The sequence below is a fragment of the Oceanococcus atlanticus genome, from assembly GCF_002088235.1.
Lineage (GTDB): Bacteria > Pseudomonadota > Gammaproteobacteria > Nevskiales > Oceanococcaceae > Oceanococcus > Oceanococcus atlanticus.
In genome coordinates this window covers 14,639-41,461 of the sequence record NZ_AQQV01000005.1, presented here as the reverse complement: position 1 = coordinate 41,461, position 26,823 = coordinate 14,639, and the positions used below count along the sequence as shown (strand labels likewise).

At 62.2% G+C, this 26,823-nt stretch carries 21 protein-coding genes; 12 read left to right on the top strand and 9 right to left on the bottom strand.

All coding sequences use genetic code 11. The annotated features are described in order from the left end of the window. Window positions 1–9: 9 nt before the first annotated feature. The 3 genes from gap to msrA form a co-directional block, all read right to left on the bottom strand. Window positions 10–1,008 carry a type I glyceraldehyde-3-phosphate dehydrogenase gene (gap, locus tag ATO7_RS15490; RefSeq protein ID WP_083563324.1) on the bottom strand — a complete coding sequence of 333 codons (999 nt, stop codon included), beginning with the start codon at window positions 1,006–1,008 and terminating at the stop codon, window positions 10–12. Window positions 1,009–1,042: 34 nt separating this feature from the next. Then, on the bottom strand, window positions 1,043–3,040 hold the full coding sequence (gene tkt / locus ATO7_RS15485; protein ID WP_083563323.1) for a transketolase: 1,998 nt from the start codon (window positions 3,038–3,040) through the stop codon (window positions 1,043–1,045). Between the two features lie 155 nt (window positions 3,041–3,195). Further along, window positions 3,196–3,819 carry a peptide-methionine (S)-S-oxide reductase MsrA gene (msrA, locus tag ATO7_RS15480; RefSeq protein WP_083563447.1) on the bottom strand — a complete coding sequence of 208 codons (624 nt, stop codon included), beginning with the start codon at window positions 3,817–3,819 and terminating at the stop codon, window positions 3,196–3,198. A 65-nt stretch (window positions 3,820–3,884) separates the two neighbouring features. On the opposite strand from msrA, the gene galE reads away from it, so the two are divergent. Beyond that, the gene (gene galE / locus ATO7_RS15475; RefSeq protein WP_083563322.1) at window positions 3,885–4,874 is read left to right on the top strand and encodes a UDP-glucose 4-epimerase GalE; all 990 of its coding nucleotides are present in this window, start codon (window positions 3,885–3,887) and stop codon (window positions 4,872–4,874) included. On the opposite strand, the gene ATO7_RS15470 is transcribed toward galE, so the two are convergent. Beyond that, window positions 4,861–5,415: a thioredoxin family protein gene (locus ATO7_RS15470; RefSeq protein ID WP_083563321.1), complete on the bottom strand. Its 555-nt coding sequence runs from the start codon at window positions 5,413–5,415 to the stop codon at window positions 4,861–4,863. The genes galE and ATO7_RS15470 overlap by 14 nt on opposite strands. A gap of 160 nt (window positions 5,416–5,575) precedes the next feature. Between ATO7_RS15470 and metK the strand changes: the two genes are divergently transcribed. The 9 genes from metK (at window position 5,576) to ATO7_RS15425 (ending at window position 16,599) form a co-directional block, all read left to right on the top strand. Then, window positions 5,576–6,766: a methionine adenosyltransferase gene (gene metK, locus ATO7_RS15465; RefSeq protein WP_083563320.1), complete on the top strand. Its 1,191-nt coding sequence runs from the start codon at window positions 5,576–5,578 to the stop codon at window positions 6,764–6,766. Between the two features lie 47 nt (window positions 6,767–6,813). After that, entirely contained in the window at window positions 6,814–8,229 is a 1,416-nt protein-coding gene (gene ahcY / locus ATO7_RS15460; protein ID WP_083563319.1) for an adenosylhomocysteinase, read from the top strand. An 85-nt stretch (window positions 8,230–8,314) separates the two neighbouring features. Further along, the gene (metF, locus tag ATO7_RS15455) at window positions 8,315–9,139 is read left to right on the top strand and encodes a methylenetetrahydrofolate reductase [NAD(P)H] (RefSeq protein ID WP_083563318.1); all 825 of its coding nucleotides are present in this window, start codon (window positions 8,315–8,317) and stop codon (window positions 9,137–9,139) included. 165 nt (window positions 9,140–9,304) lie between these two features. Further along, complete coding sequence (locus ATO7_RS15450) at window positions 9,305–12,376, top strand: phospholipid carrier-dependent glycosyltransferase (protein ID WP_083563317.1); 3,072 nt, start codon at window positions 9,305–9,307, stop codon at window positions 12,374–12,376. Between the two features lie 7 nt (window positions 12,377–12,383). Continuing rightward, entirely contained in the window at window positions 12,384–12,764 is a 381-nt protein-coding gene (locus ATO7_RS15445; protein ID WP_083563316.1) for a GtrA family protein, read from the top strand. Window positions 12,765–12,769: 5 nt separating this feature from the next. Further along, entirely contained in the window at window positions 12,770–13,708 is a 939-nt protein-coding gene (locus tag ATO7_RS15440) for a glycosyltransferase family 2 protein (protein ID WP_083563446.1), read from the top strand. Window positions 13,709–13,804: 96 nt separating this feature from the next. Then, window positions 13,805–14,878, top strand: coding sequence for a glycosyltransferase family 4 protein (locus tag ATO7_RS15435; RefSeq protein ID WP_083563315.1), 1,074 nt, complete (start codon window positions 13,805–13,807; stop codon window positions 14,876–14,878). 12 nt (window positions 14,879–14,890) lie between these two features. After that, window positions 14,891–15,823 carry a glycosyltransferase family 2 protein gene (locus tag ATO7_RS15430; protein WP_083563314.1) on the top strand — a complete coding sequence of 311 codons (933 nt, stop codon included), beginning with the start codon at window positions 14,891–14,893 and terminating at the stop codon, window positions 15,821–15,823. Further along, on the top strand, window positions 15,820–16,599 hold the full coding sequence (locus ATO7_RS15425; protein WP_146680398.1) for a glycosyltransferase: 780 nt from the start codon (window positions 15,820–15,822) through the stop codon (window positions 16,597–16,599). Before ATO7_RS15430 ends, ATO7_RS15425 begins: the two co-directional genes overlap by 4 nt. Here the strand turns inward: ATO7_RS15425 and ATO7_RS15420 are convergent. The 5 genes from ATO7_RS15420 to ATO7_RS15400 are packed head-to-tail and all read right to left on the bottom strand — an operon-like array spanning window position 16,594 to window position 22,547. Further along, window positions 16,594–18,336, bottom strand: a complete 1,743-nt coding sequence (locus tag ATO7_RS15420; protein WP_083563312.1) for a polysaccharide biosynthesis/export family protein — start codon at window positions 18,334–18,336, stop codon at window positions 16,594–16,596. The genes ATO7_RS15425 and ATO7_RS15420 overlap by 6 nt on opposite strands. Further along, window positions 18,333–19,439 (bottom strand): hypothetical protein, encoded by a 1,107-nt coding sequence (locus ATO7_RS15415; protein ID WP_083563311.1) that lies wholly within the window; start codon window positions 19,437–19,439, stop codon window positions 18,333–18,335. Before ATO7_RS15415 ends, ATO7_RS15420 begins: the two co-directional genes overlap by 4 nt. Continuing rightward, window positions 19,436–20,107: an ABC transporter ATP-binding protein gene (locus ATO7_RS15410; RefSeq protein WP_083563310.1), complete on the bottom strand. Its 672-nt coding sequence runs from the start codon at window positions 20,105–20,107 to the stop codon at window positions 19,436–19,438. Before ATO7_RS15410 ends, ATO7_RS15415 begins: the two co-directional genes overlap by 4 nt. A gap of 5 nt (window positions 20,108–20,112) precedes the next feature. Next, a complete protein-coding gene (locus tag ATO7_RS15405) occupies window positions 20,113–20,940 on the bottom strand; it encodes an ABC transporter permease (RefSeq protein ID WP_083563309.1) in 828 nt (275 codons plus the stop codon). Beyond that, a complete protein-coding gene (locus tag ATO7_RS15400) occupies window positions 20,937–22,547 on the bottom strand; it encodes a glycosyltransferase (RefSeq protein WP_146680397.1) in 1,611 nt (536 codons plus the stop codon). Before ATO7_RS15400 ends, ATO7_RS15405 begins: the two co-directional genes overlap by 4 nt. Before the next feature lie 73 nt (window positions 22,548–22,620). Between ATO7_RS15400 and ATO7_RS15395 the strand changes: the two genes are divergently transcribed. Continuing rightward, complete coding sequence (locus ATO7_RS15395; protein ID WP_083563307.1) at window positions 22,621–25,797, top strand: glycosyltransferase family 2 protein; 3,177 nt, start codon at window positions 22,621–22,623, stop codon at window positions 25,795–25,797. Then, window positions 25,794–26,816, top strand: a complete 1,023-nt coding sequence (locus ATO7_RS15390) for a glycosyltransferase family 4 protein (RefSeq protein ID WP_146680396.1) — start codon at window positions 25,794–25,796, stop codon at window positions 26,814–26,816. The genes ATO7_RS15395 and ATO7_RS15390 overlap by 4 nt, the downstream gene beginning before the upstream one ends. Window positions 26,817–26,823: the final 7 nt, after the last annotated feature.

The window sequence follows — 26,823 nt, the reverse complement described above, 5'->3', positions numbered from 1 at the left end:
ATGCGGGTCTTAACCCGCAACGACGCGGGCCATCTCCAGGCACTTGTTGGAGTAACCCCATTCGTTGTCGTACCAGCTCACCACCTTGACGAAGGTTTCGTCGAGCTGGATGCCGGCATCCGCGTCAAACACCGAGGTGCAGACTTCGCCGCGGAAATCGGTCGCCACGACTTTGTCTTCGGTGTAGCCAAGCACACCGGCCAGAGCGCCTTCGCTCTGTGCTTTCATTTCGGCGCAGATCTCTTCGTAGCTGGCATTGCTGCTCAGCTCCACGGTCAGATCAACCACCGAAACGTCGGAGGTCGGCACGCGGAAGGACATGCCGGTGAGCTTCTTGTTCAGCTCCGGAATCACGACACCCACGGCCTTGGCGGCGCCGGTGGACGAAGGAATGATGTTTTCCAGAATGCCGCGACCGCCGCGCCAGTCCTTCTGGCTCGGGCCGTCGACCGTTTTCTGGGTAGCCGTGGCAGCATGCACGGTGGTCATCAGACCACGCTTGATGCCCCACTTGTCATGCAGCACCTTGGCCACCGGGGCCAGACAGTTGGTGGTGCAGGACGCATTGGAGATGATCGCTTCGCCCTTGTAGGTGTCGTGATTGACGCCGTAGACAAACATCGGCGTGCCGTCCTTGGACGGTGCCGACATGATGACCTTCTTGGCGCCGGCCTGTAGGTGCTTGCCTGCCGAGTCGGCATCCAGGAACAGACCGGTGGATTCGATCACCACCTCGGCGCCGATCTCATCCCACTTCAGCGCCGCCGGGTCACGCTCGGCCGTCAGACGGATGGTCTTGCCGTTGACGACCAGATGACCGCCTTCAACCGACACGTCGCCCTTGAAGCGGCCATGCACCGAGTCGTAGCTCAGCATGTAAGCCAGGTAGTCCGGCTCCAACAGATCGTTGATACCGACGATCTCAATGTCGCCAAAGTTCTGCACCGCCGCGCGGAGCACATTGCGGCCGATGCGGCCGAAACCGTTAATCCCGACTTTTACTGTCATCTCTTCAATCCTTCGTATCGCGTATCGCCCGGCCTCAGCCGAGCAGGGATTCCATGCGGCTCACGACGTTGTCCACCGTGAAACCGAAATGCTTGAACAGTTCACCCGCCGGGGCGGATTCGCCGTAGGTGGTCATGCCGACCACGTCGCCGTGATCACCGACCAGACGCCACCAGCTGTCCGGTACACCGGCCTCAATGGCCAGACGGGCTTTGACCGAAGGCGGAATAACGCTGTCGCGCCAGGCTTTGTCCTGGGCCATGAAACGATCCAGGCAGGGCACGGAAACCACCCGCACCGGCATGCCTTTTTCACCCAGCTGAGCCGCCGCTTTGACCGCCAGTTCCACTTCGGAGCCGGACGCCATAATCACGGCCTGCGGCGTCTCGCCGCCGTCAACCAGGGCATAACCACCGCGCTCGATGGCCGCCAGCTGGTCCGCCGTACGTTCGTTGGCCGGCACGTTCTGACGGGTCAGGGCCAGCGCGGCCGGGCCATTGCGACGTGCAATGGAATGCTGCCAGGCGGCAAAGGTTTCCACCGCATCACAGGGCCGCCAGGTTTCCAGATTGGGAATCAGGCGCAGGCTGGCCACATGCTCGATCGGCTGGTGGGTGGGGCCGTCCTCACCCAAACCAATCGAGTCGTGGGTGTAGACAAAGATACTGCCCTGATTCATCAGCGCGGCCATGCGCACGGCGTTGCGCGCGTAGTCGGAGAAGGTCAGGAAGGTGCCGCCGTAGGGAATAAACCCGCCATGCAGGGCCAGACCATTCATGATGGCCGACATGCCGAATTCGCGCACGCCGTAGTAGATGTACTGCCCGGATACATCATCCGGGGTCACACCCTTGGCATCCTTGAACAGGGTCAGGTTGGAACCGGTCAGGTCAGCCGAACCGCCGAGCAACTCGGGCAGTTTGGGGCCAAGCACGTTCAGGGCCTGCAATGATGCCTTGCGGGTGGCAACGGTCTCGGCCGCATCCTGGATGCGCTGCAACTCGGCCTCGCAGGCGGCGCCAAAATCGTCCGGCAGTTCACCCGACATGCGACGACGGAATTCCGCAGCCAGTTCCGGATGAGCCTTGGCATAGCGATCGAACAGGCCCTGCCATTCCGATTGCGCCGCTGCACCGCGCTCGCGCGCATCCCAGCCGGTTTTGACGTCCGCCGGGATTTCAAACGGCGGATGCGGCCAGCCAATGTGCTGGCGAGTCGCCGCGATTTCGTCATCGCCCAGCGGTGCGCCGTGTGTCGACTCGGTGCCCTGCTTGTTGGGGCTGCCAAAGCCGATCAGCGTCTTGCACTGGATCAGGGTCGGGCGCTCGGCGTCTTCGCGAGCGCTCTGCAAGGCCAGCTTGACCTCTTCCGGGTTGTGCCCGTCGACATTGCGGATCACCTGCCAGCCATAGGCTTCGAAGCGACCACCGGTGTCGTCGGCAAACCAGCCCGGCACTTCACCGTCGATGGAAATGTTGTTGTCATCGTAAAGCACGATGAGCTTGCCCAGCCCCAGCGTGCCGGCCAGCGAGCAGGCCTCGTGGCTGATGCCTTCCATCAGGCAACCGTCACCGGTGAACACATAGGTGTAGTGGTCAACGATGTTGAGCGCGTCACGGTTGAACTCGGCCGCCATCAGGCGCTCACCCAGGGCCATGCCCACGGCATTGGCCAGGCCCTGCCCCAGCGGGCCGGTGGTGGTTTCCACGCCCGGAGTGATGCCGAATTCAGGATGGCCCGGGGTCTTGGAGTTCATCTGCCGGAAGTTTTTCAACTCCTCCATCGGCAGGTCATAGCCGCTCAGATGCAGCAAGGCATAGAGCAACATGGAACCGTGGCCATTGGAGACCACGAAGCGGTCGCGGTCAGGCCAACTGGGATCGCTCGGGTTGTGCTTGAGGTAGTCGTTCCACAACACCTCCGCCATGTCGGCCATACCCATCGGCATGCCGGGGTGTCCGGAGTTGGCTTTCTGCACCGCATCCATCGCCAATGCGCGAATTGCGTTGGCCAGAGTGGTTCTGGAAGTCATTGATTTCTCTGAGATTATGCCGCTGGCACGCGACAGAATGGGGGCGTATTGTCGCTGAAATCGGCGTTTTTCGGCAAGCTGACCGATGGGTTAGCTGCAGCCGCAGGCCCAAAGCGCAGGTCAAAGCGCGCTCAGGCAGGCACCACGCGCTCGATTCAATCCGACCCTTTCAACTTGTCGGCAAACACCTGCTTGAGCTTGTCGACCTTGGGCAACGCCACCGCCTGAATATAAGGCTGGCCAGGATTCAGCGCGGCGTAGTTCTGGTGGTAATCCTCAGCCGGGTGAAACTGCTTGAGCGGTTCCAGGGTGGTCACGATGGGGCTGGAAAACTTGCCCGCCGCATCCAGCTGGTCAATGTAGGCACGCACCACCTGACGTTGCTCATCGTTGGCAAAGAACACCGCCGAACGGTACTGAGTGCCGCGGTCATTGCCCTGCCGATTGAGCTGGGTCGGATCATGAGCCACCGCAAAGAACACCTTGAGCAACTGGCCCAGCGAAGTCCGGGTCGAGTCGTAACGAATGCGCACCACCTCGGCATGTCCGGTCAGCCCGGTGCACACACTGCGGTAGTCGGCCCGGCTGGGGTCCCCGCCGGCGTAGCCCGATTCAACCCGGATCACTCCCGCCACCTTGAGGTAGACCGCCTCAACGCACCAGAAGCAACCGCCGGCCAGCACGATCTCCTGCTCACCCTCAGGCACCTGATCAAGCAACGGGTCAGGAAACGCGTCGGCTGCGGTCAGCACATCTTTGGGAGGAAGTTCACACAACATGGTTTTGTACCGTTTGGCATGCAATGGCCATAATGCACAACCCATAACAAATGCCAAGGTTCTGAATGAAAACGCTGGTCGTCGGCGGCGCGGGCTACATCGGCTCGCACATGACGCGGCTTTTGCTCGATCAGGGGCACGAGGTGCGCGTGCTGGATGATCTGTCGACCGGTCATCGGGGCGCCATTCCAGCCGAATTACTGATCGAGGGCAGCCTGCTGGACCCCGCTGCGCTGGACCAGGCACTGGAAACCTCACAGGCCGACGTGGTCATCCATTTCGCCGCCAAGTCGATCATTCCGGAATCGCTGAGCAACCCGCAGCTGTACTACCAGACCAATCTGAGCGGCACCATGCAAGTGCTGGAGGCGATGCGCCGTCACCGTTGCAGCCGCCTGATCTTCTCTTCAACCGCGGCGGTTTACGGCACCCCCGAAGTCGTGCCGATTGACGAATCCGCGCCAACCCGGCCGATCTCGCCGTATGGGCGCACCAAGCTGTTCATGGAGCAGATGATCGCCGACTACGCGGCCGCCTATGGGCTGCGCACCACCAGCCTGCGTTATTTCAACGCCGCCGGGGCACATGCGTCTGGCCTGATCGGTGAGGCGCATGAGCCGGAAACCCACCTGATTCCGAATATTCTGCGCTCCATGGCGCAGGGCGATTTCACGCTGCAACTGTTCGGCACCGAGCACCCCACAGCGGACGGCACCTGCGTGCGCGACTACATCCATGTGCAGGATCTGGTCAGCGCCCATCTACGCGCGGCCGAGCATCTTGCCAACCTGCCAGCCGGCCACAGTGATGTGTTCAATCTCGGGCTGGGGCACGGCTACAGCGTGCTTGAAGTGCTGGAAGCCGCGCAGGCTGTGGTCGGGCGCGAAATCCCTCGCCAGATTCGCCCGGCGCGCGCCGGCGACCCGCCCACGCTGATCGCCAACCCGGGCCGCGCCAACCAGATTCTGGGCTGGCATTGCGTGCACAGCGACCTGGACACCATCCTGCGCAGCGCCTGGCGCTGGCATCAGGGGCCGGGCTTTACTTCCACTTGATGTTGCAGCCGACGCTGGGCTTCTGTTCGCCGCTGACCGCCTCACCAGCAATCAGCGCATCCAGCGCCGCACGGATATCACGCCCGCTGACCGGCTCGCCATTGCCCGGGCGTGAGTCATCCAGCTGGCCGCGGTACACACATTTCAGCTCGGCATCGAAGATGAAAAAATCCGGCGTGCATTCAGCGCCGTAGGCCCGCGCCACCTGCTGGCTCTGGTCGTATAAGTAGGGAAACTCGTAGCCCAGCTGGCGGCCGATCTCGGCCATGCGCTCGGGGCCATCATCCGGGTAACTTTCGGCATCGTTGGCACTGATCGCAACCACACCGACGCCCGGGCCAGCGTAGTCCTGACCAAGCCTCACCAACTCCGCCTCGATGTGTTTGACATAGGGGCAGTGGTTGCAAATGAACATCACCAGCGTGGCCACTTCACCGCGGACCGACTCAAGACTGACATCCTGGCCCGATAGCGTATCCGGCAAGGTGAAATCAGGCGCTTGCGTGCCCAGAGGCATCATGCGCGAAGGGGTCAAAACCATGGCTTACAAGTTTCGCTCGGAACAGGTGCACAGTCTCGCGCGCTGCCTGTCACAGGTCAAAGGCTGAGCCTGTGGAGCGCCCCGGCAACCAAAAACACTTGCATTCATGGCCCGAGCGGGACATGATTATCTCTCTATCCGGATAAACAGATATAAGCGCATGTCCCAAGATTATCTCTTCACCTCCGAATCGGTGTCCGAGGGTCATCCCGACAAGGTTGCCGACCAGATTTCCGACGCGGTCCTGGACGCCATCCTCGATCAGGACAAGCACGCACGCGTAGCCTGCGAAACGCTGGTCAAGACTGGCGTGGCGATTGTGGCCGGCGAGATCACCACCTCAGCCTGGGTGGATCTGGAAGATCTGGTGCGCAAAGTCATCACCGACATCGGCTACACCTCATCTGACGTCGGCTTTGATGGCGCCACCTGTGCGGTGATGAACCTGATCGGCAAGCAGAGTGTGGACATTGCCCAGGGCGTGGACCGCTCGCGACCGGAAGATCAGGGCGCTGGTGACCAAGGCCTGATGTTCGGCTACGCCTGCAACGAAACCGACGCGCTGATGCCCGCACCGGTGCAGTTCGCCCATCGTCTGGTCGAACGCCAGAGCGAGGTGCGCAAATCCGGCGAACTGGCGTGGCTACGCCCCGACGCCAAATCTCAGGTCAGCCTGCGCTACCGCGACGGCAAGCCGGTTGGTATCGACGCGGTGGTGCTGTCGACCCAGCACAACCCGGACATCTCGCAATCGGATCTGCGCGAAGCGGTGATGGAGCTGATCATCAAGAAGGTGCTGCCGGCCGATCTGCTGAGCGGTGAAACCAAGTACCACATCAACCCGACTGGTCAGTTCATCATCGGCGGTCCGGTTGGCGACTGCGGCCTGACCGGGCGCAAGATCATCGTCGACACCTACGGTGGCATGGCCCGTCACGGTGGCGGTGCGTTCTCCGGCAAGGACCCCTCGAAAGTTGACCGCAGCGCCGCCTATGCCGGGCGCTATGTGGCCAAGAACATTGTCGCGGCGGGACTGGCCGACAAATGCGAGATTCAGGTCAGCTACGCCATCGGCGTGGCCGAGCCGACCTCCATCTCGGTGACCACTTTCGGCACCGGCAAGATTGCTGATGACCGCATCGAAACCCTGGTGCGCCAGCATTTCGACCTGCGTCCTTACGCCATCAGCCGCATGCTCGACCTGCTGCACCCGATGTACCAGGCCACCGCCGCCTACGGCCACTTTGGTCGCGAGCCGGTGGAAATGACTTACGGCAACGACACCTTCATCGCCTTCCCCTGGGAGCGCACCGACAAGGCTGACGCCCTGCGCGCAGACGCCGGGCTGTAAAGCCCTGTCGCGACTCGCCAAACCAACGTATACCAACGGAGCCAGATATGAGCACTCCTGCTGAACAACTGAAAAACGATTACGTCGTCGCCGACATGAGCCAGGCCGACTTCGGACGTAAAGAAATCGCCATCGCCGAAACCGAAATGCCGGGCCTGATGGCGGTGCGTAAAGAATTCGCCGCCAGCCAGCCGCTGAAGGGCGCACGCATCGCCGGCTCGCTGCACATGACCATCCAGACCGCGGTGCTGATCGAGAGCCTCAAGGCGCTGGGCGCCGACGTGCGCTGGGCCTCGTGCAACATCTTCTCGACCCAGGATCACGCCGCTGCGGCCATCGCAGCCACCGGCACGCCGGTGTTTGCCTACAAGGGCGAGTCGCTGAGCGATTACTGGGAATACACCCACCGCATCATGCAGTGGGACGACGGCGGCGCGCCGAACATGATCCTGGATGACGGTGGCGACGCGACCCTGCTGCTGATCCTCGGCGCCAAAGCGGAAAAAGACGCCAGCGTGCTCAACAATCCGGAGAGCGAAGAAGAAGAAGCGCTGTTCGCTTCGATCAAGCAGCGTCTAAGCGACAACCCGGGCTTCTACTCGCGCACCCTGGCCAGCATTCAGGGCGTGACCGAAGAAACCACCACGGGTGTGGCCCGCCTGTACCAGATGCGCAATGACGGCGAGCTGCCGTTCCCGGCCATCAACGTCAACGATTCTGTCACCAAGTCCAAGTTCGACAACCTCTACGGCTGCCGTGAATCCCTGGTCGACGGCATCAAGCGTGCCACCGATGTGATGATTGCCGGCAAGATCGCCGTGGTCGCCGGCTATGGCGACGTCGGCAAGGGCTGCGCCCAGTCGTTGCGTGGCCTTGGCGCCACCGTGTGGGTGACCGAAATCGACCCGATCTGCGCCCTGCAAGCCGCCATGGAAGGCTTCCGCGTGGTGACCATGGATGATGCCGCCAGCCAGGCCGACATCTTCGTCACCGCCACCGGCAACTTCCACGTGATCACCCACGATCACATGAAAGCGATGAAGGATCAGGCCATCGTCTGCAACATCGGCCACTTCGACAACGAGATCGATTGCGCCAGCCTCAACCAGTACGAGTGGGAGAACATCAAGCCGCAGGTTGATCATGTGATCTTCCCCGATGGCAAACGCATCATCCTGCTCGCCGAAGGTCGGCTGGTGAACCTGGGCTGCGCCACCGGCCACCCCAGCTTCGTGATGTCCAACTCCTTCACCAATCAGGTGCTGGCCCAGATCGAGCTGTTCACCAAGGGTGATCAGTACGACAAGAACGTCTATGTGCTGCCCAAGCACCTGGACGAGAAGGTCGCCGAACTGCACCTGCAAAAACTCGGTGCCAAGCTGACCAAGCTGAGCGACAAGCAGGCCGGCTACATCGGCGTACCGGTGGCTGGCCCGTACAAGCCGGATCACTACCGCTACTGATCCGCTGCCGTAACGAGCCGCGCTCTTGCATCACAAGGGCGCGGCTTGCTGGTGCGCAACGCATCCTTCCTACCTATATCGCCCCATGAAATACAGCTTCGAATTCTTCCCCCCGCGCACCGACAAAGGACGCGACAATCTGCGTCAGACCTGGCGCGAGCTGGCAGCCTTCGATCCGGAATATTTCTCGGTGACCTTTGGCGCAGGTGGCTCCACCCTGGAAGGCACGTTCGACACGGTCAAGGCGATCAGCGAGGACGGCCACAACGCCACCCCGCACATCAGCTGCATCTCGGCCACCCGTGAAGGGGTCAACACGCTGCTGCAGCGTTACCGCGACATCGGCGTAAAGCGCCTGGTCGTACTGCGCGGCGACATCCCCTCGGGCATGCACTCGCCGGGTGAATTCCGCTACGCCAACGAGCTGGTCAGTTTCATCCGTGCCGAGCACGGGGCGCATTTCCATATCTCGGTGGCGGGCTATCCGGAGGTTCACCCTCAGGCGCGCTCGGCTCAGGCCGATCTCGACAATTTCGTACGCAAGGTCGAAGCCGGCGCCGATGTGGCCATCACCCAATATTTTTTCAATGCCGACGGCTATTTCGACTTTGTCGAGCGTGCGCGTGCGGCCGGGGTCCGCATCCCCATCGTGCCAGGCATCATGCCGATCACCAATTACGCCCAGCTGGCGCGTTTTTCCGACGCCTGCGGCGCCGAAATCCCGCGCTGGTTGCGCCAGCAGCTTGCCGCCCTGGATGGCGGCGACAACACGGACGCGCTGATCGAACTGGGTCACGCCGTCACCACCCGCCTGTGCCAGCAGCTGCGCTCGGGCGGTGTGGATGAGCTGCACTTTTACAGCTTGAACAAGGCCGAACCGACCGTCCGGATTCTGAACGCGCTAGGCTAAGCGCAACAGACCAGGTACGCGTGTAGCCCTTTGGAAAACTATCAGAGGCCTGGACGGCCGATGACAAGCGATACATGGAGTACTTGAGCACGTTTTGCAAACGGCTACACGCCCCGCCCACCGCTTCCGTTTATCATGCCGGCTTCCTAACACGCTGACTTCGCCATGAGCCCGCAGGCCTTCATTCTGCTCTACGGCCTTCCCTTCCTGGCCCTGTTTTTCGCCCGGGATCGCCTGCACAACGTCAACGGCCCCAGCTGGCTGACCCGCGACGGCACCCTGATCCTTGCCTGGCTCGGCCTGGGCCTGCTGATCCGTCTGCCGCTGCTGTGGGATGGCGGCTTTCACTACGACATCGGCACCTACAAAGCCTGGGCGCTCAAGCTCAGCGACCCGGCCGCGCCGCTGAAAATCTACGAAGACGGCTACTTCGCCGATTATCCGCCGCTGTACATGTACGTGCTGGGCGCGATCGGCGCGCTTGTTCGCTTTTTCGGACTGGAAAGCAGCGGGCATTTCGTTGCCCTGATCAAAACCCCCGCACTGCTGGCCGATACCGCTGTAGCCCTGCTGCTGCTGCGCGCCACCCGCGGAATTCCCGGCGAGGACCGGGCGCGTATTGCACCGCTGTTTCTGGCCAGCCTGTACTGGCTCAATCCGGCGATCATTTTCGATTCGGCGCTGTGGGGGCAGACTGAACCCATACTGGCCTTGCTGCTGATCGCCAGCTGGATGCACTGGCGAGTCCAGCGTCTGTGGGCCGCCAGCCTGCTGATCGGCCTGGCCGTGGCCTTCAAGCCACAGGCGCTGTTCTTTGCTTATGTCTTTGGCATCAGCGTGCTGGTTTCGCAACCGCTACGCAGCACGCTCACGCAAGCCGCACTTGGCCTGATCAGCTTTGCCGTTGTGGTGGCCCCGTTCGCACTCAACCAGGAACCGGACTGGATTCTCAAGCTGTACTTCAGCACGGCGGAAACCTACGACTACCTGACCGTCAACGCCTACAACCTGTGGGCTTTGCTGGGCTGGAACTGGGCCCGCGACCCCGGCAGCTTCCTGGGCCTGGCCGCGCAGACCTGGGCCATGCTGATTGCCGGCGGCCTGATGACTGCCATCGGCGTGCGCACCGGACTGGCCGGCCGCCAGAGTCTCAGCATCAGCCAGCGCGGCGAGCTATACGGCTGGGCCTGGGCGATGACCGCCATCGCCTTCTTCATGTTTGCGCCGCGCATGCATGAACGCTACATCCTCAACATCATCCCGATGCTGGCACTGGTGGTGTCGCGGCGCGAAGCACAGTGGATGGTGCTGCTGTGGAGCATCGGTGTGCTCGCCAACATGGGCTTTGTCTACCACCACTACGTCACCCTGGACAGCATCGCACCCAAAGATGCCGGCCTGCTGCGCTTCATCTCCGCCTACAACCTGGTCATTACGGTCTTCTCCCTGATGGCCTGGCGTGCGCCGCAGCAACTTGAACGCCTGGGCAACTGGCTGCGCACGCTGTACCGCACCACGCCGCCTGTGGCGCAACAACCCCTGCAACGCGAGGCTTTCAGGCCAGCCCACCTCATGCCTTATGCCGTATTGGGCAGCGCCGCCTTGCTGGTCGGCAGCTTCGCACTGGGCAACAAGAATTATCCGGTGTCCGGCAGTCTTTTCGAGCAGGCTGAAAAGATCACCCTGCGATTTGAAACGCCGGTTAGCCCCAAACGCCTGATGGTGTTCATCGGCGAGGGGCAGGGTAAAGCCGTGCTGGAGCAAAAGTTCCGTGACGACTGGATCAAGATCAGCGCGGAAGAGGAACTGAAAACCTTTTACGACCTGTACGAGCTGAAGTTGAAAAATGCGCCACCTGCACGCGTGTTTCGTTTCAATATCACCCGGGTCTCGCGGCCGCTGCGGATCAATGAGATTGCCTTGCTGGATGCGGACAACCAGCCGCTGGTGCCTCAGGCCGTGCAGGCCAACCAACGCATGGCGTTGATTGACGAACCCGCCACATGGATACCCGATCAAGGCTATCTGAACAGCACCGAGTTCGATGAGATTTACCATGCGCGCACGGCCTACGAATACCTGCACCGCCTGGATATCTACGAAACCACCCACCCGCCACTGGGCAAGTGGCTGATTTCCTGGGGTATCGATCATTTCGGCATGACCCCGTGGGGCATGCGCATGGCCGGCGTCATCGCCACCTCACTGACCGTGCTGGCCCTGATCTGGGGCGCCTGGCTGCTGACCGGCTCAAGCCGCGCCATGTGGATCACCGGACTGCTGGGCCTGTTCGAGTTTTCACGCTTTTCGCTGGGCCGTTACGCCACCATTGATGACTTTCTGATTCTGTTTCTGCTGCTTGCTGCGCTGTGTCTGTGGCGCGCATTCTGTCAGCCGCAACGGCACTGGCTGGACGGCTGGAAACTGAGCCCATCGCTGTTGTTCGCCGGTCTGTTTCTGGGCGCAGCGATCGCAACCAAATGGAGTGCGCTGTATTTCGGCTTCGGCGTCTTCGTCTTTTTCGCGATCAGCCTGCTGGCCACGCTGAGACAGGCTTACCCATGGCAGCGCGGCGCACGCATGACCATGGCCGCCGGCCTGGCTTTGGGCCTTGTACCGCTGGCGGTCTATTACACCAGCTACATCCCGTTTCTGCGTTGTCTGTCGCAGGCACCGGACTGGCTTTCACTGGAGGGGGCCCGCCAGGTTTGGAAGTCGCAGGTCGACATGTACGACTACCATGCCAAGCTGAAAAGCACCCATGCCTTCCAGTCGGCATTCTTCACCTGGCCATTGATTCTCAAACCTTTGTGGCTGTATGTCAGCGATGCCCAGGCGCCGCTGCGCAGCTCCATCACCCTGATGGGCAACCCGCTGGTGTGGTGGGGCGGATTGGCAGGCGTAATTGCCCTGTTCGGGCGCCACCTGCAGTGGCCAATCCGCGACCGCATCTGGCTGCTCGGCAGCATCACCGCGCTGTACCTGCCATGGGCCGGCATCGCACGCGCCAGCTTTATCTACCACTACTATCCGGTGGTGCCCTTTCTGATCCTGCTGCTTGGCGTGACGCTGGCGCGTTATCCCGCCGATGCGCGCTGGGGACGTTACCTGCCCTGGGCCAGCGTGGCTCTGGCCGGCACACTGTTCGTGGTGTTCTTCCCGGCCATATCCGGATTGCACTGGCCGGCCTGGTACTTCAAATATCTGCACTGGTTGCCCGGCTGGTGGATGTTGTGAAGTAGCCATGCTCGGACAGTTCGTACGCTTTGCCGGCGTCGGTGGCATTGCCACCGCCTTGATGTACCTGCTGCTGATTGCGCTGGTTGAAGGGCTGAGTGCGCCGCCAGTCGCAGCCTCCGTGGCGGCGTACAGTCTGAGCGCCGTATTCAACTACGCGGCCAACTACCGCTACACCTTTGACAGTCGGGTGCCACACCGCCGTGCTCTGCCGCGCTTCATGCTCATCGCCATGGCTGGCTTGGCCCTGAACACGCTGATCATGTACTTAATGACCGCCATAGCCACCGCCCACTACCTGCTGGCCCAGATCGTGGCCACCGGCGTGGTGCTAGTGTGGAATTTTGTCGCCAATCGCCGCTGGACCTATGCGGCGCACAAGGTTTGATCACCATGAAACAGCTCGCACTGGTTGTGCCCTGCTACAACGAAGCCGAAGTGCTGCGCGAAACGCACACGCGACTGCTCGAGATTGTCAGCCAATTGATCGAAGCTGGACGCATCAGCAGCGACAGCCTGATCTACTTCGTGGACGATGGCAGCGCCGACACCACCTGGTCGTTGATCGAAGAGCTGTCTGCAACGCATGCTCACACCGCCGGCATCAAACTGTCACGCAACTGCGGGCACCAGCGCGCCCTGCTGGCCGGATTGCTGCATGTCGAAGGTGACGCCGTGATCACCGTGGACGCTGATCTGCAGGACGACCTGGCCGTGATCCCGGAGATGCTGGACGCTTTTTCCAATGGCAAGGACGTGGTCTATGGGGTGCGCAAAGGTCGCGAGAGCGACACCGCCTTCAAGCGCAACACCGCATTGGCGTTCTACCGCTTCATGCACCTGATGGGCGCCGAAGTGGTTGATAACCACGCCGACTACCGCCTGCTCAGTCGCCGCGCTATCGAGCATCTCAAGCAGTTTGGCGAAACCAATCTGTTTCTGCGCGGCATCATCCCGCTACTCGGTTTCCCCTCGGGCAAAGTCTTCTACGAACGCCACGAGCGCCATGCCGGGGTGTCCAAGTATCCGCTCAAGCGCATGCTCAGCTTCGCCCTGGACGGCATCACCTCGTTTTCCATGGTGCCGTTGCGCCTGATCGGCATCATGGGCATGGCGATTTTCTGTGTCACCTCAGCGATGAGCGCCTGGGTACTGGCCGTTGCATTGCTGGGCGATAGCGCCGTACCCGGCTGGGCATCCACAGTGTTACCCACGTACTTCCTCGGTGGCGTACAGATTCTGTGCCTCGGGATCATCGGTGAGTACCTCGGCAAGATGTATGCCGAAATCAAAGCGCGACCGCGTTTCATTATCGAACAAACCACCCGATAAAAACGCTGTATCTTCTTAATTTTAATACCTTCGCGTATACTTGCCGGTCTAAAAAAGAATTGTGGGAGCTGGGTCGCTTTAGGGGGCCCCGGATTCATGACTGCGTTGATCTTTTGCCTGGCCACAGCAATCGCCTTCGTGGTGTGCTTTTTGCTGGTCGCGACACAACACTGGCATGTGCACATCAGCGGCAAACGCGAGGATGGTGCCTGCCACGAACTACACCAGGGCGAAGTGCCGCGCCTTGGCGGTAGTGCACTGTTTGTTGCCGGCCTGATCTGCCTGACTCTGCAATCAAATTTCATCGACGATGCCTCGGCCAAGCTGCTGTGGTCTTTGTGGGCCTGCCTGTCGATGGTCGCCGCGGTTGGTATGTACGAAGATTTCCGGCGCAATTTGCCTCCTCTGGCACGCTACTTCGGCACCGCATTCGCCGCCCTGTTCTTCAGCGTGGCCAATGGCGGCGTCGGTATCTTCGAGATTGGGATCGCACCGTTCGACTGGCTGCTGAGCCACAGCGTGTTCGGCGTCTTGTTCTTCGTTTTCGCGGTCACCGGCATGACCCATGCGTTCAATCTGATTGATGGCCAAAACGGCCTGAGTGGTGGGGTTGCCGCGCTCAGCCATGCGTCACTGGCTTACGTGGCCATTCAGACCGATCAAGCGCCACTGGGACTGCTTGCCCTGACCATGGCTGGCGCCAATATCGGCTTTTTGCTGCTCAATTACCCGTTTGGCAAGATCTTCCTGGGTGATTGCGGGGCGTACTTCAATGGCGCTTCTCTCGGCGCTGTGGCCGCATTGGTCGTAGCCGGCAGCCCGGACGTATCACCTTGGTACGCACTGACGCTGCTCATTTACCCAACCTGGGAAACCGTGTTCTCGATGATTCGCCGGCGCCGCCGCAACGAATCTCTGTTCCATCCCGACGTGGAACATTTGCACCATCTGTTTTTTGCCCGGGATCGTCGGCAGCCGGGCGTGTTGCGGCATTCATCCGCTCCGCGCCTGCTGATACTGGCGGCACTACCGGCTGCACTGGCAACCTTCTGCTTCGGCCATACAGCTGTGTTGGTCTCCGGCAGCATGGCTTTCGTCGCGCTGTATCTGGTGCTCTACACGCACCTGCTCGAATGGCCGGAAAACGCACACACACCGGAACCGTCCTGATCCGCCGGCCCGATGCACGGGCGATCTGAAGGCAGCGGCAAAGTCAGCGCGGTGGTGGTCACATACAACCCACCACCCGGACTGAGCACGCGCTTGCAGGCCACTTTGCAGCAGGTTGACCGTATCGTGGTGTGCGACAACGGCTCCAACCAGCCGCTCAGCCTGGACGATCTGGCCGACTCGCTGCGCGCACGCATCCATGTCATTGCCCTGAAAACCAATCGCGGCATCGCCACTGCGCTCAATGCCGGCATCGCCCACGCCTACGCGCAAGGGACCAGACATGTGCTGTTGCTGGACCATGACAGCCATCCCGGCCACGGCATGGTGAAAGCTTTGCTCAGCAAACCGGACACGCCCGGTGATGCTGCCATCCGGGTGCCTGCCATACGCTACGGCCATCCGGAAATTCGCTGCCGCTGGCCGCAGGCCCGCAATCGCTGGCGCTTTCGCTTTGTCTACGCCGACCAGATGAGCACACCCCAGCCGGTCGACCTGGCCATCGGCTCCGGCATGCTGCTTGATGCATCGGTCTGGCAACGCCATGGCGGCTTTGACGAAGAGTTGTTCATCGATCTGGTTGACACCGACTACTGCCTCTACCTGCGCAGCCTCGGTTACACCGTGGTGGCCATGCCGCAGGCCGAACTCAAACACAGCCTGGGCGAGGTTGAACAGCGCAAGCTGCTCGGTGTGAAGACCTACCCCACACACCACAGCGCGTTTCGTCATTACTACATCAACCGCAACCGCATAGTACTGAGCCGACGCTATGGCGGGCGCTACCCGGCGTGGCTGGCCTACGAGTGGCTGGGTGCGGCCAAGCTGGCGATCAAGGCACTGTGTTTTGAACCACAACGTCTGCACAAACTGGCGCAGATGCTGCGCGGCACGCTGCATGGCCTGGCCCGCTCAGGCATGTGCGCGCGCAGGAGCGGCGCATGAGCTCACCGCCCAGCTGGACGGTTTCGGTGATCAGCCACGGCCATGGGGCTAGCCTGCTCGGCATCCTCGGCGACCTGCATCAGCGCCTCAGTGGCCGCGACTACCACATCGTGGTGACCCACAACCTACCCGAGCAGGACACCCTGAGCGCCGCACTCACGGCCGAACAACGCGCCCGCACCCGTTTTAGAACCAACGCGACACCCGCCGGCTTCGGCGCCAACCACAATGCCGCGCTGATCGGCGCGCAGGGCGACCATGTCCTCATGGTCGATCCGGATTTGCGCCTGCCGGTGCCTTTGTTCGATGCACTTGATGCCGCGCTGGCCGAGTCGAGCACAGCGATTGTCAGCCCACAGGCGCGCACTCCGGAAGGCCTGGCCGAAGACAACGGGCGGCCGCTGCTCACACCACTGCGCCTGCTGCGGCGCTATCTACTCGGCCGTGCACGCGACACACGTCGTCTCGCGCACGCACCATCGGCCGAGGTGGACTGGCTGGCTGGCCTTTTCCTGGCCATGCGGCGGGCCGATTTCGAGGCTCTCGGCGGCTTTGATACGCGCTACTACATGTACGCCGAAGATATCGATCTGTGCCTGCGCGCCCAGCTGCGCGGGGGACGCTGCCTGCTGCTCCAAAACAGCCACATCGTGCATCCGGCACGGCGCGCCACCCTGAGCAGCCGCCAACACCTGGTGTGGCATCTGCGCAGCCTGCTCAGGCTGTGGCGTTCGCCGGCCTACCACAACTACCGGCGCCAGCAGAAAACCCTATAGGCGCAGCACCACGCCGGCCGACAACGCCAGCTGATAGATGATCTGGATCAGATCCTTGGAGAACTGGAAGGTCTTGCGATCAACCTGAGGCAGCACCATGATTTCGTCGCCAGCCTGAACCTTGACGCGTCGCCCCCAGCCACCCTTGGCTTCGACCATTTCGCCGCTGGGCCGGATCACGAAGACCCGGTTGCGATCACCACGCTGGGTCAAGCCACCGGCCTGCTCCAGGTAGTACTCCACGCTTTTGTCTTCCTGCCAGACAAACGAGCTGGGGAAGAACACTTCACCCTGCACCGCCACGGTGTGGGTCAGGCGCGGAATCCGCAGCACATCCTGGTCCTGCAGATCGATCAGGTTCGGATCAAAACCCTGATGCAGCACCAGCCGCCCCTTGGGCTCGACCTCGCGGGCGCGCTCGATGAACTGCAATACCAGCTCGGCCTCGCGGGTGCGCAATTCAGCCTCCTCACGGGTGCCCGAGCGAGCGGTCAATACCGACTGCTCCAGCTTTTGCAGCATCTCCTCCAGAACCTGACGCTGACGCTCGGCAATACTCACCCGATACAGCTGCAGACCGTCCATATTGGAGCGCGGCGTGGCCTCGACCTTGCCGATCAGATCAGACAGGTTGGCCTCATAGGGTAAAACGTACTGACTCAGGCCCTGATACTCGCCCTCGACCTGGGCGATGATGGTGCCGATCTGGCGATCGGCAAAGACACTGACCTGATCACCCGAAACAATCCAGATCGACTCCAGATCGGCGCTCAGCGGCAGATAGTCGGATTCACGCACCGGGGTCTGATTGCGCACGACCTGAACATGGGTGGCGCGTTCATCCACACCAGCCAGATTCAGCAGCGCCGACAGGCGGATGCGCTCATCAAACTCGAACTGCGCCTCATGCTTGACCAGCCCGGACACCTCGGCCGTGGATTTGCGCGGCCCCACCACGATGGTGTCACCGTCGCGGAACTGCATCAGCGGCAGATCACCGTTGCGCAGGAAGTCGTACAAGTTGATGCGCGCCAAGGTGCGCGAGCCACGCCTGACGCGAATGTCGAGGAAGCTGCCGGTATCGGTGTCGATACCACCCGCACGATCGATGAAATGCAGCAGCGAATCCGATGCATAAGCGCCATACAGGCCTGGCTCGCGCACCTCACCACTGACAAACACTTTGACCGGCTCGGCGCTGACCAAAGCCGCGTACACCCCAACGTTTTCGCGGAACACATCCTTGATGCGTTGACGAAGAACCTCGTTCAGGTTGGCATTACGGGTGCTGCCGACCTTCACCGGGCCCACTTTGGGCACGAAGATATTGCCCTGCGAATCCACTTCCAGGCGCATGACCAGATCGAACGCGCCCCACAGCTTAAGGTCGATCAGATCGCCGGGGCTGACCACATAATCCGGGTTGAATGCGCGGAAAGACTCTTCGGCAAAGCGGCCCAGAAACAGATTGGAGCCGAACACGCTCTCATCCACCTCACGCTCAACCTGACGGTACTGAGCCGACGGAATCGGCGGCGCGGCCCCGGTAGTAGCGGTGTTGGGCGGAATGGTCGCACCGGTCACCGGAATCGGCGTGTTACCGACCAGCGGGGCCGGCGACGGGCTGGGTTGCGGTTGCTGCTGCTGGCCAAACGCGCTGGTGCTCTGCTGGGCTGCAGCCGGCAGAACCACGGCCATGATCGCGGCGGCCCTGAAAAAGTGCTTGAACATGCTCATTCCCGGTGATCCTGGATGGTCGCGACGATGAGTCCGCTGACGAAATACATGAGGTTCAGAAGAACGAAGACGGTAACGGTCCAGTAGCCGACCCGCGGCAACTCGGCAGAATCCGGCACATTGGCCCGATCCACCGGAATCACATACTTGGCCTTGCGCACCGCATCCAGACGGGTTGTTTCCAGACTGGTCAGTGCCGATTTGTACAGTTCACCGGCAATACGCAGATTGACCTCTGCATTCTGGTAATCAAGCATCAGCTTGCTGAACTCGTCGCGTCCCTCACCCACCATGCGGCGGCGCTCCTCAGCCACCTGCGCCTGCAAGGCATCGATACGCTGCTTGGTCGCCACAATGTCTGGCGCGCTCGGATTGAGATACCCGCTCAGCGCCTTGAGTTCGGTCTGCTGGCGGGTCAACTCAGCCTCCAGCCCGGCCAGAATCTGGGCCACGGCCGCGGTTTCCTGCTGCGGATTGAGCACATCGTTCTTGCGCTGAAGCGCGAGCATTTCAACCGTGGCCTGACGCAGCCGCGTAGCGGCTTTATCGACCTCGGCGGTGATGAAGGTCAACTGCTCCTCGGCCAGACTTTGATTGATCTTGTTAACGAACTGTTCGCCCTGACGGACCAGTTCAGACACCACTTTGTGAGCATATTCAGGGTCATGCGCGGTGAACTCGACCGTCATGATCTGCGACTCTTCGTCGACCAGCGTGTGCAGATGCTTGCGGTAGAACTCAAGAAAGTCCTCCTGCGAGGCTTCGGCGTCCATGCGGCTGAACAGGTCACGCTCATCGCTGGAGAAATGACCACGCAAATCCAGACTGGACTGCATTTGCTCCAGCAAGGTGCGCGAGCGCAGGAAGGCATCGACCACCAGCGTGTCCTGACGACTGGGGCCACCGCCGAGGTTAAGCAGGCTCAAAGCCATGTCACCACCGGACATGGATGGTGAGTCCTGCTCAATCAGGAAGGATGCCCGGCTGACATAGCCGTCGGAAGCGAGAAGCCCGAGGTACAACAGCGCCAGCGCCGTTGGCCCCAGAACCAGCGCAAGATAGCGCTTCATGCGCATGGCCGGACTGAAAAATCGTTCAATCATCGAGTGTTCTGATCCTTCTTGTAGGCCGCGATGGCCTCCCCGATATCATCAAAATAAAGCGGCCCTCGCGGGCTCATGTACAGACCCACTTCGCAATCGCGCTTTAACGCCGGGAGATTGTGACTGACCATGATGATACTGGCCTGCCCTTTCTTCTCGGCGAAGGTGGCCTTGGCCTTTTCGCGAAACTTCTCATCGCCCACTGCGGTCAGCTCGTCAATGAGGTAATAGTCGTACCGAAACGACATGCTGATCGAGAACGCCAGGCGTGCTTTCATCCCGGAGGAATAGGTTTCGACGGGGCGCTCGAAAAACTCGCCAAGCTCAGAAAACTCGCGAATGAACTCAACCCGTTCACGCGCGGCAGCGTTGTCATCGCCATTGATGCGGCAAATGAAGCGCGCATTGTCGCGCCCGGGTATTTTCTGAGCAAAGCCGCTGGACAGCCCCAGGGGCGGTGAAATCAACCCGTCCGAAGTCACCCGCCCGGTGTCAGGCAGCTCCATCCCGCCAAGCAGACGCATCAACGTGGACTTGCCCGCACCGTTGCGCCCGACGATCCCCACATGAGTGCGCGAAGGCAACTCGAAACTGATCCCCCGGAACACGGTATAGCGTGCAAAACCCTGGAGCGGATAAGACTTTGTGAGATTTTCGACCCGAATCATGGCACTCAGATCAATCGGTAGAGGTAACGCCGGTAGGCCGCCAGGCCGATGAACTGCAGCACCAGTATCGAACCCCACAGGTACTGCCAGCTGGCTGGGGATTCGTATTCCGGCAGCACCGCATCGCGAGTCAGATCAACCCCATGCAGCACCGGGTTCCAGACCAATACCTCACGAATTCCCGCCGGCATCATATCGATGGTGAAAAACACCCCGGAAATGAAAAACATCGGCCGGGTGATCATAGCGATGATCTTGCGTAAGTCTGGGTAAATGGTGCCGAACACTTCGAACACCAGACCGATGCTCACACCGAGCACATACAGCGAGAACAGGGCCCACAGCAAGTGCAGCGGGTCGTACAGCGGCAAATCATGGTCCAACCACCACCAGCCGGCCAAAAACACCACCACAACGCCCAGCATCATGATGCTGTCCATGGTCGCTTTCGCGATCATGATGTCTATGGGCTTGATCTGTCGGTAATTGAACAGCCCCTTGTGGCTGTTACACACCCCCTGCGCCGCCGCCACCGCGTTGGCATACAAGAAATAGGGCACCGCACCAAACACAAAAAAAACGATCGGGCTTTCGCCGTACAAGGCGTGGTGACCACCGCGAATCACGGCGTGAAGCCCTGTCAGTATGGCAACCGTCGCAGCCGGCTCGGCCAGAGCCCAGAAGTAGCCCAGCCGCGAACGCCCGAACTGGTTCATCATCTCGCGCAGCAGAAACGCGTGCATCGAGCCGACAAAAACCTGCCAGCTGGTTCGCCCCAGCGGCCGCTCCGGCAACGCCGGGATCAGAGTGTCATTGTCTTGGCTGGCATTCATGACATCGATGAAAACAAAGCAGGAAGCCGATACGGCGTCAGCAGGCTCGAGGCGCTGGGCTCACGCAGGGACAAATCGTCCAGCGTGCGGCTCAAATGTGCGCTGTAAAACGGATCATGCGCAATCGGCTGCGGCCAGCACTGCTGCATGTATCGGATCTCTTCGGCAAAACGCCGCTGTTTGGCCACACTGTCCTCGGCGCCACGACTCATGGATTCATGGTGAATCAACGTGGCGTCGGGGGTATACAGCACCATGCCACCGGCCTGCCCCAGTTTGAGGCAGAAATCCACGTCGTTGAAGGTCACACTCAGCGCTTGTTCGTTGAGTCCGTTCACGGCCCAGTATAACGCTCTGGTGGTCAGAAGGCAGGCGCCGGTGACCGCACTGACCTGACGCCGCTGATCATGCGGCCACAGCGCCCAGCGCGGGTCATCGGCGGCCAGCGTGCGACCGGGATGGCCGGCCACGCCGCCCAGCCCCAGAGCAACGCCCGCATGCTGAATGTGCCCGTTGGGATACAGCAAACGCGCGCCCACAGCCGCCACCTGCGGACGCGCCAGTTCGCCACGCAAGGCCTGCAGCCAGCCGGGCTGCCGCGTTTCGATGTCATCGTTGAGCAAAAGAATCTGCTCGCCACTGGCCTGCCGAACCGCCCAGTTGTTGATCGCCGAATAGTTGAAAGGATGGTCGTAGCGCAGGACCCGCAGCACATCGGGATGGGCGGCAGACAGTTCGCTGAGCACGCTCAGCGTGTGCGCATCACGACTGCCGTTGTCGACCACCACCAGCTCGCCCTGCGCGCCCAGTGCGGCCAGTTCCGCCAGCGCACCGCGCAAACACCTGGCCAGCACGTCGCCGCCGTCGCGGGTCGGCACAATGACGCTGATACTCGCCTCGCTGGCCAACGGCCGGGGTAACGACATGCCCGTCTGCGCCGGCTCGGCGCAGACCAGCGCGGCAGCCACATGCGCCAACACGCCTGTCTGAGCCGCCACCGTCAGCTCAGGCGCAGGCGCCGCGCCACGCCAGGCCGTTAGCGCCGGACTGTGGCCGCTGCCAGGTTGCCACGGGTCAAGACGCGGCGCCTGCGGGCCCGCATGGCGCTGGTCAGCCACCACACACAGCGAGGCTGCCTCACAGCGTTCAAAGCTGTGGGCCAAGGCTGCCGCAGCAGCGCGGCTCAGCTCACTGCCCGCGCGAACGGCAAACTGCATCTGCACATCCGCAAGCGCATGCATCTCCTCACGTCGGGCCGCATGCGGCAAGCCGGGACGCGTCAACGGACCACACAAGGCCACCCGCTGTGGCGGATGCGACTGCGCTCGCAGCGATGCCAGGGTGCGCTCGAGCATCTGCGCCGTGGTGCCTTCATCGGTGATGATCCAGGCCTGCGCACGCAGGCGCGGCGGGTCTTTGCGCAGGGTCTGCGCAATCACCGCATCCATGGCTTCGAGATAGCGCGCATGATCCTGCCCCAGTCCACGCCCTACGCGCGGCGGCCGACGCCGCCAGCGCAACAGCCACCAGCCCCAGCGCAAGCCAGCAAACACGCGCGGACAGTGCACCCGCAGCGGCACCAGCACACGCTCGATCAGCGCAGCCAAAAGCGGCTCCAACGGGTGGCGGGGAATCGATCAGACCTGCTCATCGAACAAGGATAAACGTAGAATTAGCGGCATGTTACGTCGTTCCCGCCTGCGTGCCGTGGTCCTGGCCATCCTGCAACTGTTGCCAGCGCGGCATCGCCCCGCGATGCAGCGATGGCTGCTGCGTACGCGCCAGCGCCTGGCCCCGATGACCCGCCATCAGATCAACCTGATCCGTGATTCCGGCTTATGGGACGAAAATTGGTTTTCCCGTCATCACCCGCAGCTGGCCACCGACGGCAATCCGTTGCGCACCTTCGTGCGTCAAGGCGCGGCGCAAGCCCTGCAGCCGCACCCGCTGTTCGACAGCCGCTGGTACCTGGACAACAACCCGGACGTGGCCGCCATCGGGGTCAACCCGCTGTTTCATTACCTGACCAGCGGACACCGCGAGGGGCGCCAGCCCAACCCGCTGTTCAGCGATCACTGGTATCGCGACCGCAACTCCGATATCGCCGCCTTCGAGGCCTCGGCGCTGCAGCACTATGCACGCTTTGGCGATGCCGAAGGACGCGACCCGCACCCGCTGCTCAAGACCACGTGGTACCGCGAGCAGCACCGGGATCTGAGCCCGCATGCCACGGTACTGGCGCACTATCTGGCCTTGGGCGAGCACAACGACCTCAAGCCCAACGCCTGGTTTGATCCGGCCCACTACCGCAAGCAGCTGAGCGGCTACGACGGCCCCAGCCTGTTGCAGCATTTTGTCGCCGTTGGCGCCGATGCCGGGCTCGACCCATGCGCCGAGTTCTCGCTCCACGAATACTGCGAGAATCACCCCGAAGTGGCCGACCGCGGCATCAATCCGCTGATCGATTTTCTCGACTCGGGACGTGCCCGCCAGCGCAGCGGTGCCGCCCAGCCATTGAGCGCCGAACAATGGTGGCAGCTGTTCGGACGCCTGACTACCCAGGAACAGCGTCGTCTGCGCGCCGTGCAGAACTCACCGGAACGCCCGCGTGTGGCGCTGGTGCACGCCGCCGGGCAAGCGCCGCAGGTGATCCGTTCACAGGCCGGCGAGTCGGCGCTGGATCTGCAGCTGTGCAGCTATGCGGAAGCCGCGAACTTGGCCGAGGTCGATGCATTGCTGTGGCTGGAACAGGCGGATTGCGTCTACGAGGACGCGCTCGCTCTAGGCCTGTGCTGGCTGCAGCGCGATCCGGCCGCCAGCGTGTACTTTGATGAGCGCATCAGCGCCGACGGCGAGCACGCCGAAACGCTGGATTTCAAACCCGACTGGAGCCCGGCCCGGGCGCGCAGCGGCGCCCTGCACATCGCCGCCCTGATGATGCAACCGCACAACCCACTGGCCCGGCAGTTGATCCAGCAGCAGCCCAGCACACTGCGCGACTGCCTTGAACAGGCCAAGCCGGCTCACCTCCCCTTCATTGGACTGCAGCGCAAGGCGAAGCCCCGCACAGCAGCCCCACGCACGCCGCGCACTCAGCAGCCGCAGGTCAGCATCATCATCCCGACCCGCGATCAGCTTGAGTACCTGCGCACCTGCATCGAAGGCATTCGCAGCCAGACGCAGTACCCGGCCTGGGACATCGTGCTGATCGACAACGGCAGCCAAGATCCTGAGGCTCTGGCCTATCTGGCCGAGCTGGGCGAAGACCGCCGCATCACGGTCAAACGCTGGGATCGACCGTTCAACTATTCCGAGCTTTGCAATGTGGGCGCGCGCCTGGCCCAGGGCGAGCTGCTGTGCATGCTCAACAACGACATCGAAATCAGCCAGTCGGACTGGCTGGACCGCCTGGTCGATGAGGCCTGTGAACCCGACTGCGGCGCCGTCGGGGCCATGTTGCTGTACCCCGATGGCCGCATCCAGAGCGCCGGTGTGCTGATGGGCCCCGGCGGCGTTGCCGCCAACCGCTTTGCCACCGTGGCGCCGCAGCGCGTCCCCGCCGAGGCGCTGGATCATGTGCATGAAGTCAGCGCCGTGGCCGGCGCCTGCCTGCTCACCCGCAAGGAGATCTACCTGCAGCTGGGCGGCCTCGACGAGCGCAATCTGCGTGTCGCGTTCAACGATGTGGACTACTGCCTGCGCCTGCGCGAGCACGGTCTGTATTGCCGCCTCGAACCACGCGTGCAGCTGATCCACCATGAGTCGGTGTCGCTCAAGGACCATTCACGCGGTCGCGGTGACGACTTTGCCCGCGAAGTGGCCTGGATGCAGTCGCGCTGGGCCGACGCCATCGCTCGCGACCCCTTTCACAATCTCAACCTCAGCCTCAGCAAATTCCGCCCGCTCACGCCCTATCCGGGCAACCGCCGCGCCGCGCTGTGGCCACTGCTGGGCATCGATACAGGCCTCGCCCCCAGCCCGGCCGGCTTGCACCCACCGCTGCGCTGGTATGTGGATGACAATCAGCAGCGCGTGGCCGAGGTGCGCCAAGCCCAGCGCGCGATCGAACTGGACGCGCCGGGCACCCAAGCCGGGCTGGCGGTGCTGATCCTGACCAAGGACCGGCCCGAGTACATCGTGCCGCTGACCCGCGCGCTGATCGCGGCGGAGCCGGCCTTTGCCGCCCGTGGCCTGACCCTGCGCATCATCATCGGCGACACCGGCAGCCAGGATCCGGCGGTGCTGGAGCTGTACCGCAGCCTGCCGGCGTGTTGCCACCTGGTCAGCGGCCTGGCCTATCAGTTCTCACGCTGCAACAACCAGTTGCTTGCACAGGCCCGGGATCTCGACACCGTGCTGTTCCTGAACAACGACATCGCCTTCGACGATGCGGCCGGTGCACTGCTGCAGCTGCGCAGCGCCGTGCATGCCGAGCCGGGCATCGGCATCGTTGGCGCCCTGTTGCAGTTCCCGGACGGCACGGTCCAGCACCAGGGCATCGCCGCCTTCGAACACGGCCCATTGCGCGGCTTTGTTCACCACCCCGGCGCACATGCCCCGACCACACTCGAACCGGGCGAGCAGCACACCTGCCTGGCCGTAACCGGCGCCCTGCTGATGGCGCGCAGTGATGCGCTACAGGTGACCGGCGGCTTTGACGAAAGCTACGCCGCCGAGTGCCAGGACGTGGATCTATGCCTGGCCGCAGCACGCGGCGGCTTTGCCAGCGCGGTCAAGCATGTTGGGCGCATCATTCATTTCGAAAATGGCACGCGCGAGATCGGCGAAGAAAACTGGGCCGACCGGCGCCGCCTGATGCGTCGCTGGCACAACTGGATCGAGGCCCACTGGCTATGATGCCGCACATTCTGTTCCTGACCGTACGCATGCAGCCCGGCTTCGGTGTTGCTGTGGTCATCGAGGAGATCAGTCGGCGTCTGATCGCGCGCGGCGTCCGTGTCAGCGTGGGCTGCCAGGAGATGAGCGGGGATTTCGGCACGCTACCGGTGCGCCGGGTGGCGGCAGACAGCGAGCAACTGAGTGCTTTGGTCGAGAAGCTCGGCGCAAGCCATGTCATCGCCCATGCCTCACCGTATTTCGAAGTCCTGCCAACGCTGCGTGGTGTCAGCACCTGGGCCTGGGAACATGGCGATCCGGACCCGGATTTCTTCAGTCGCTCACGCAACGAACGTCAGGCTCAGATCCAGCGCAAGAAAACCGCGGTCTACCCCAATCTCGACGGGGTCATCGCCATTTCCGATTTCATCCGCGACCAGATTGGCTGGCCGGCCGCCCAGGTCATACGCAATGGCTGGGAACATGTGCTCAAAAACGACACAACGGCCACCCAGGACATCACGCTTTCAGCTCAGGCGGGGCAACTCCAGGTGGGTTGCCTGATGCGCTTGGGGCGCGGGGAGGAACGCTACAAGGGCGGCGAGTTGTATCGCGCACTGGCCCGCACCTGCTCGCAAGCGCACTTCAGCCTGATGGGGCGCGGTGACGCCGAAGACGAAGCCCGCTACGCCGCCGCAGGCATCCAAGTCTTTCGCAATGCCAGCGATGCCGAGCGCGAGGCCTATCTGCGTGAAATCGACGTGTTTGTCTCGCCATCGCTGTGGGAGGGCTGCAACCTGCCGCTGCTGGAAGCGCAGGCTCAGGGTACCGCCAGCCTTGCCTTCGACACCGGCGCACATCCTGAATTTGGCGCCCTGGTATGCGGCAGCGTGGGCGAAATGAGCCGCCTGATCCAGCACTGGCAGGATCAGCGCGCTGCCCTTGAGGCCGAGTCACGGCGCATTCAGCACTGGGTCAGAAGCCGCCTGAGCTGGGACGATGCGGTGGATGCGCTGATGCACACCCTGCTCAGCCCATGAGTGCGCC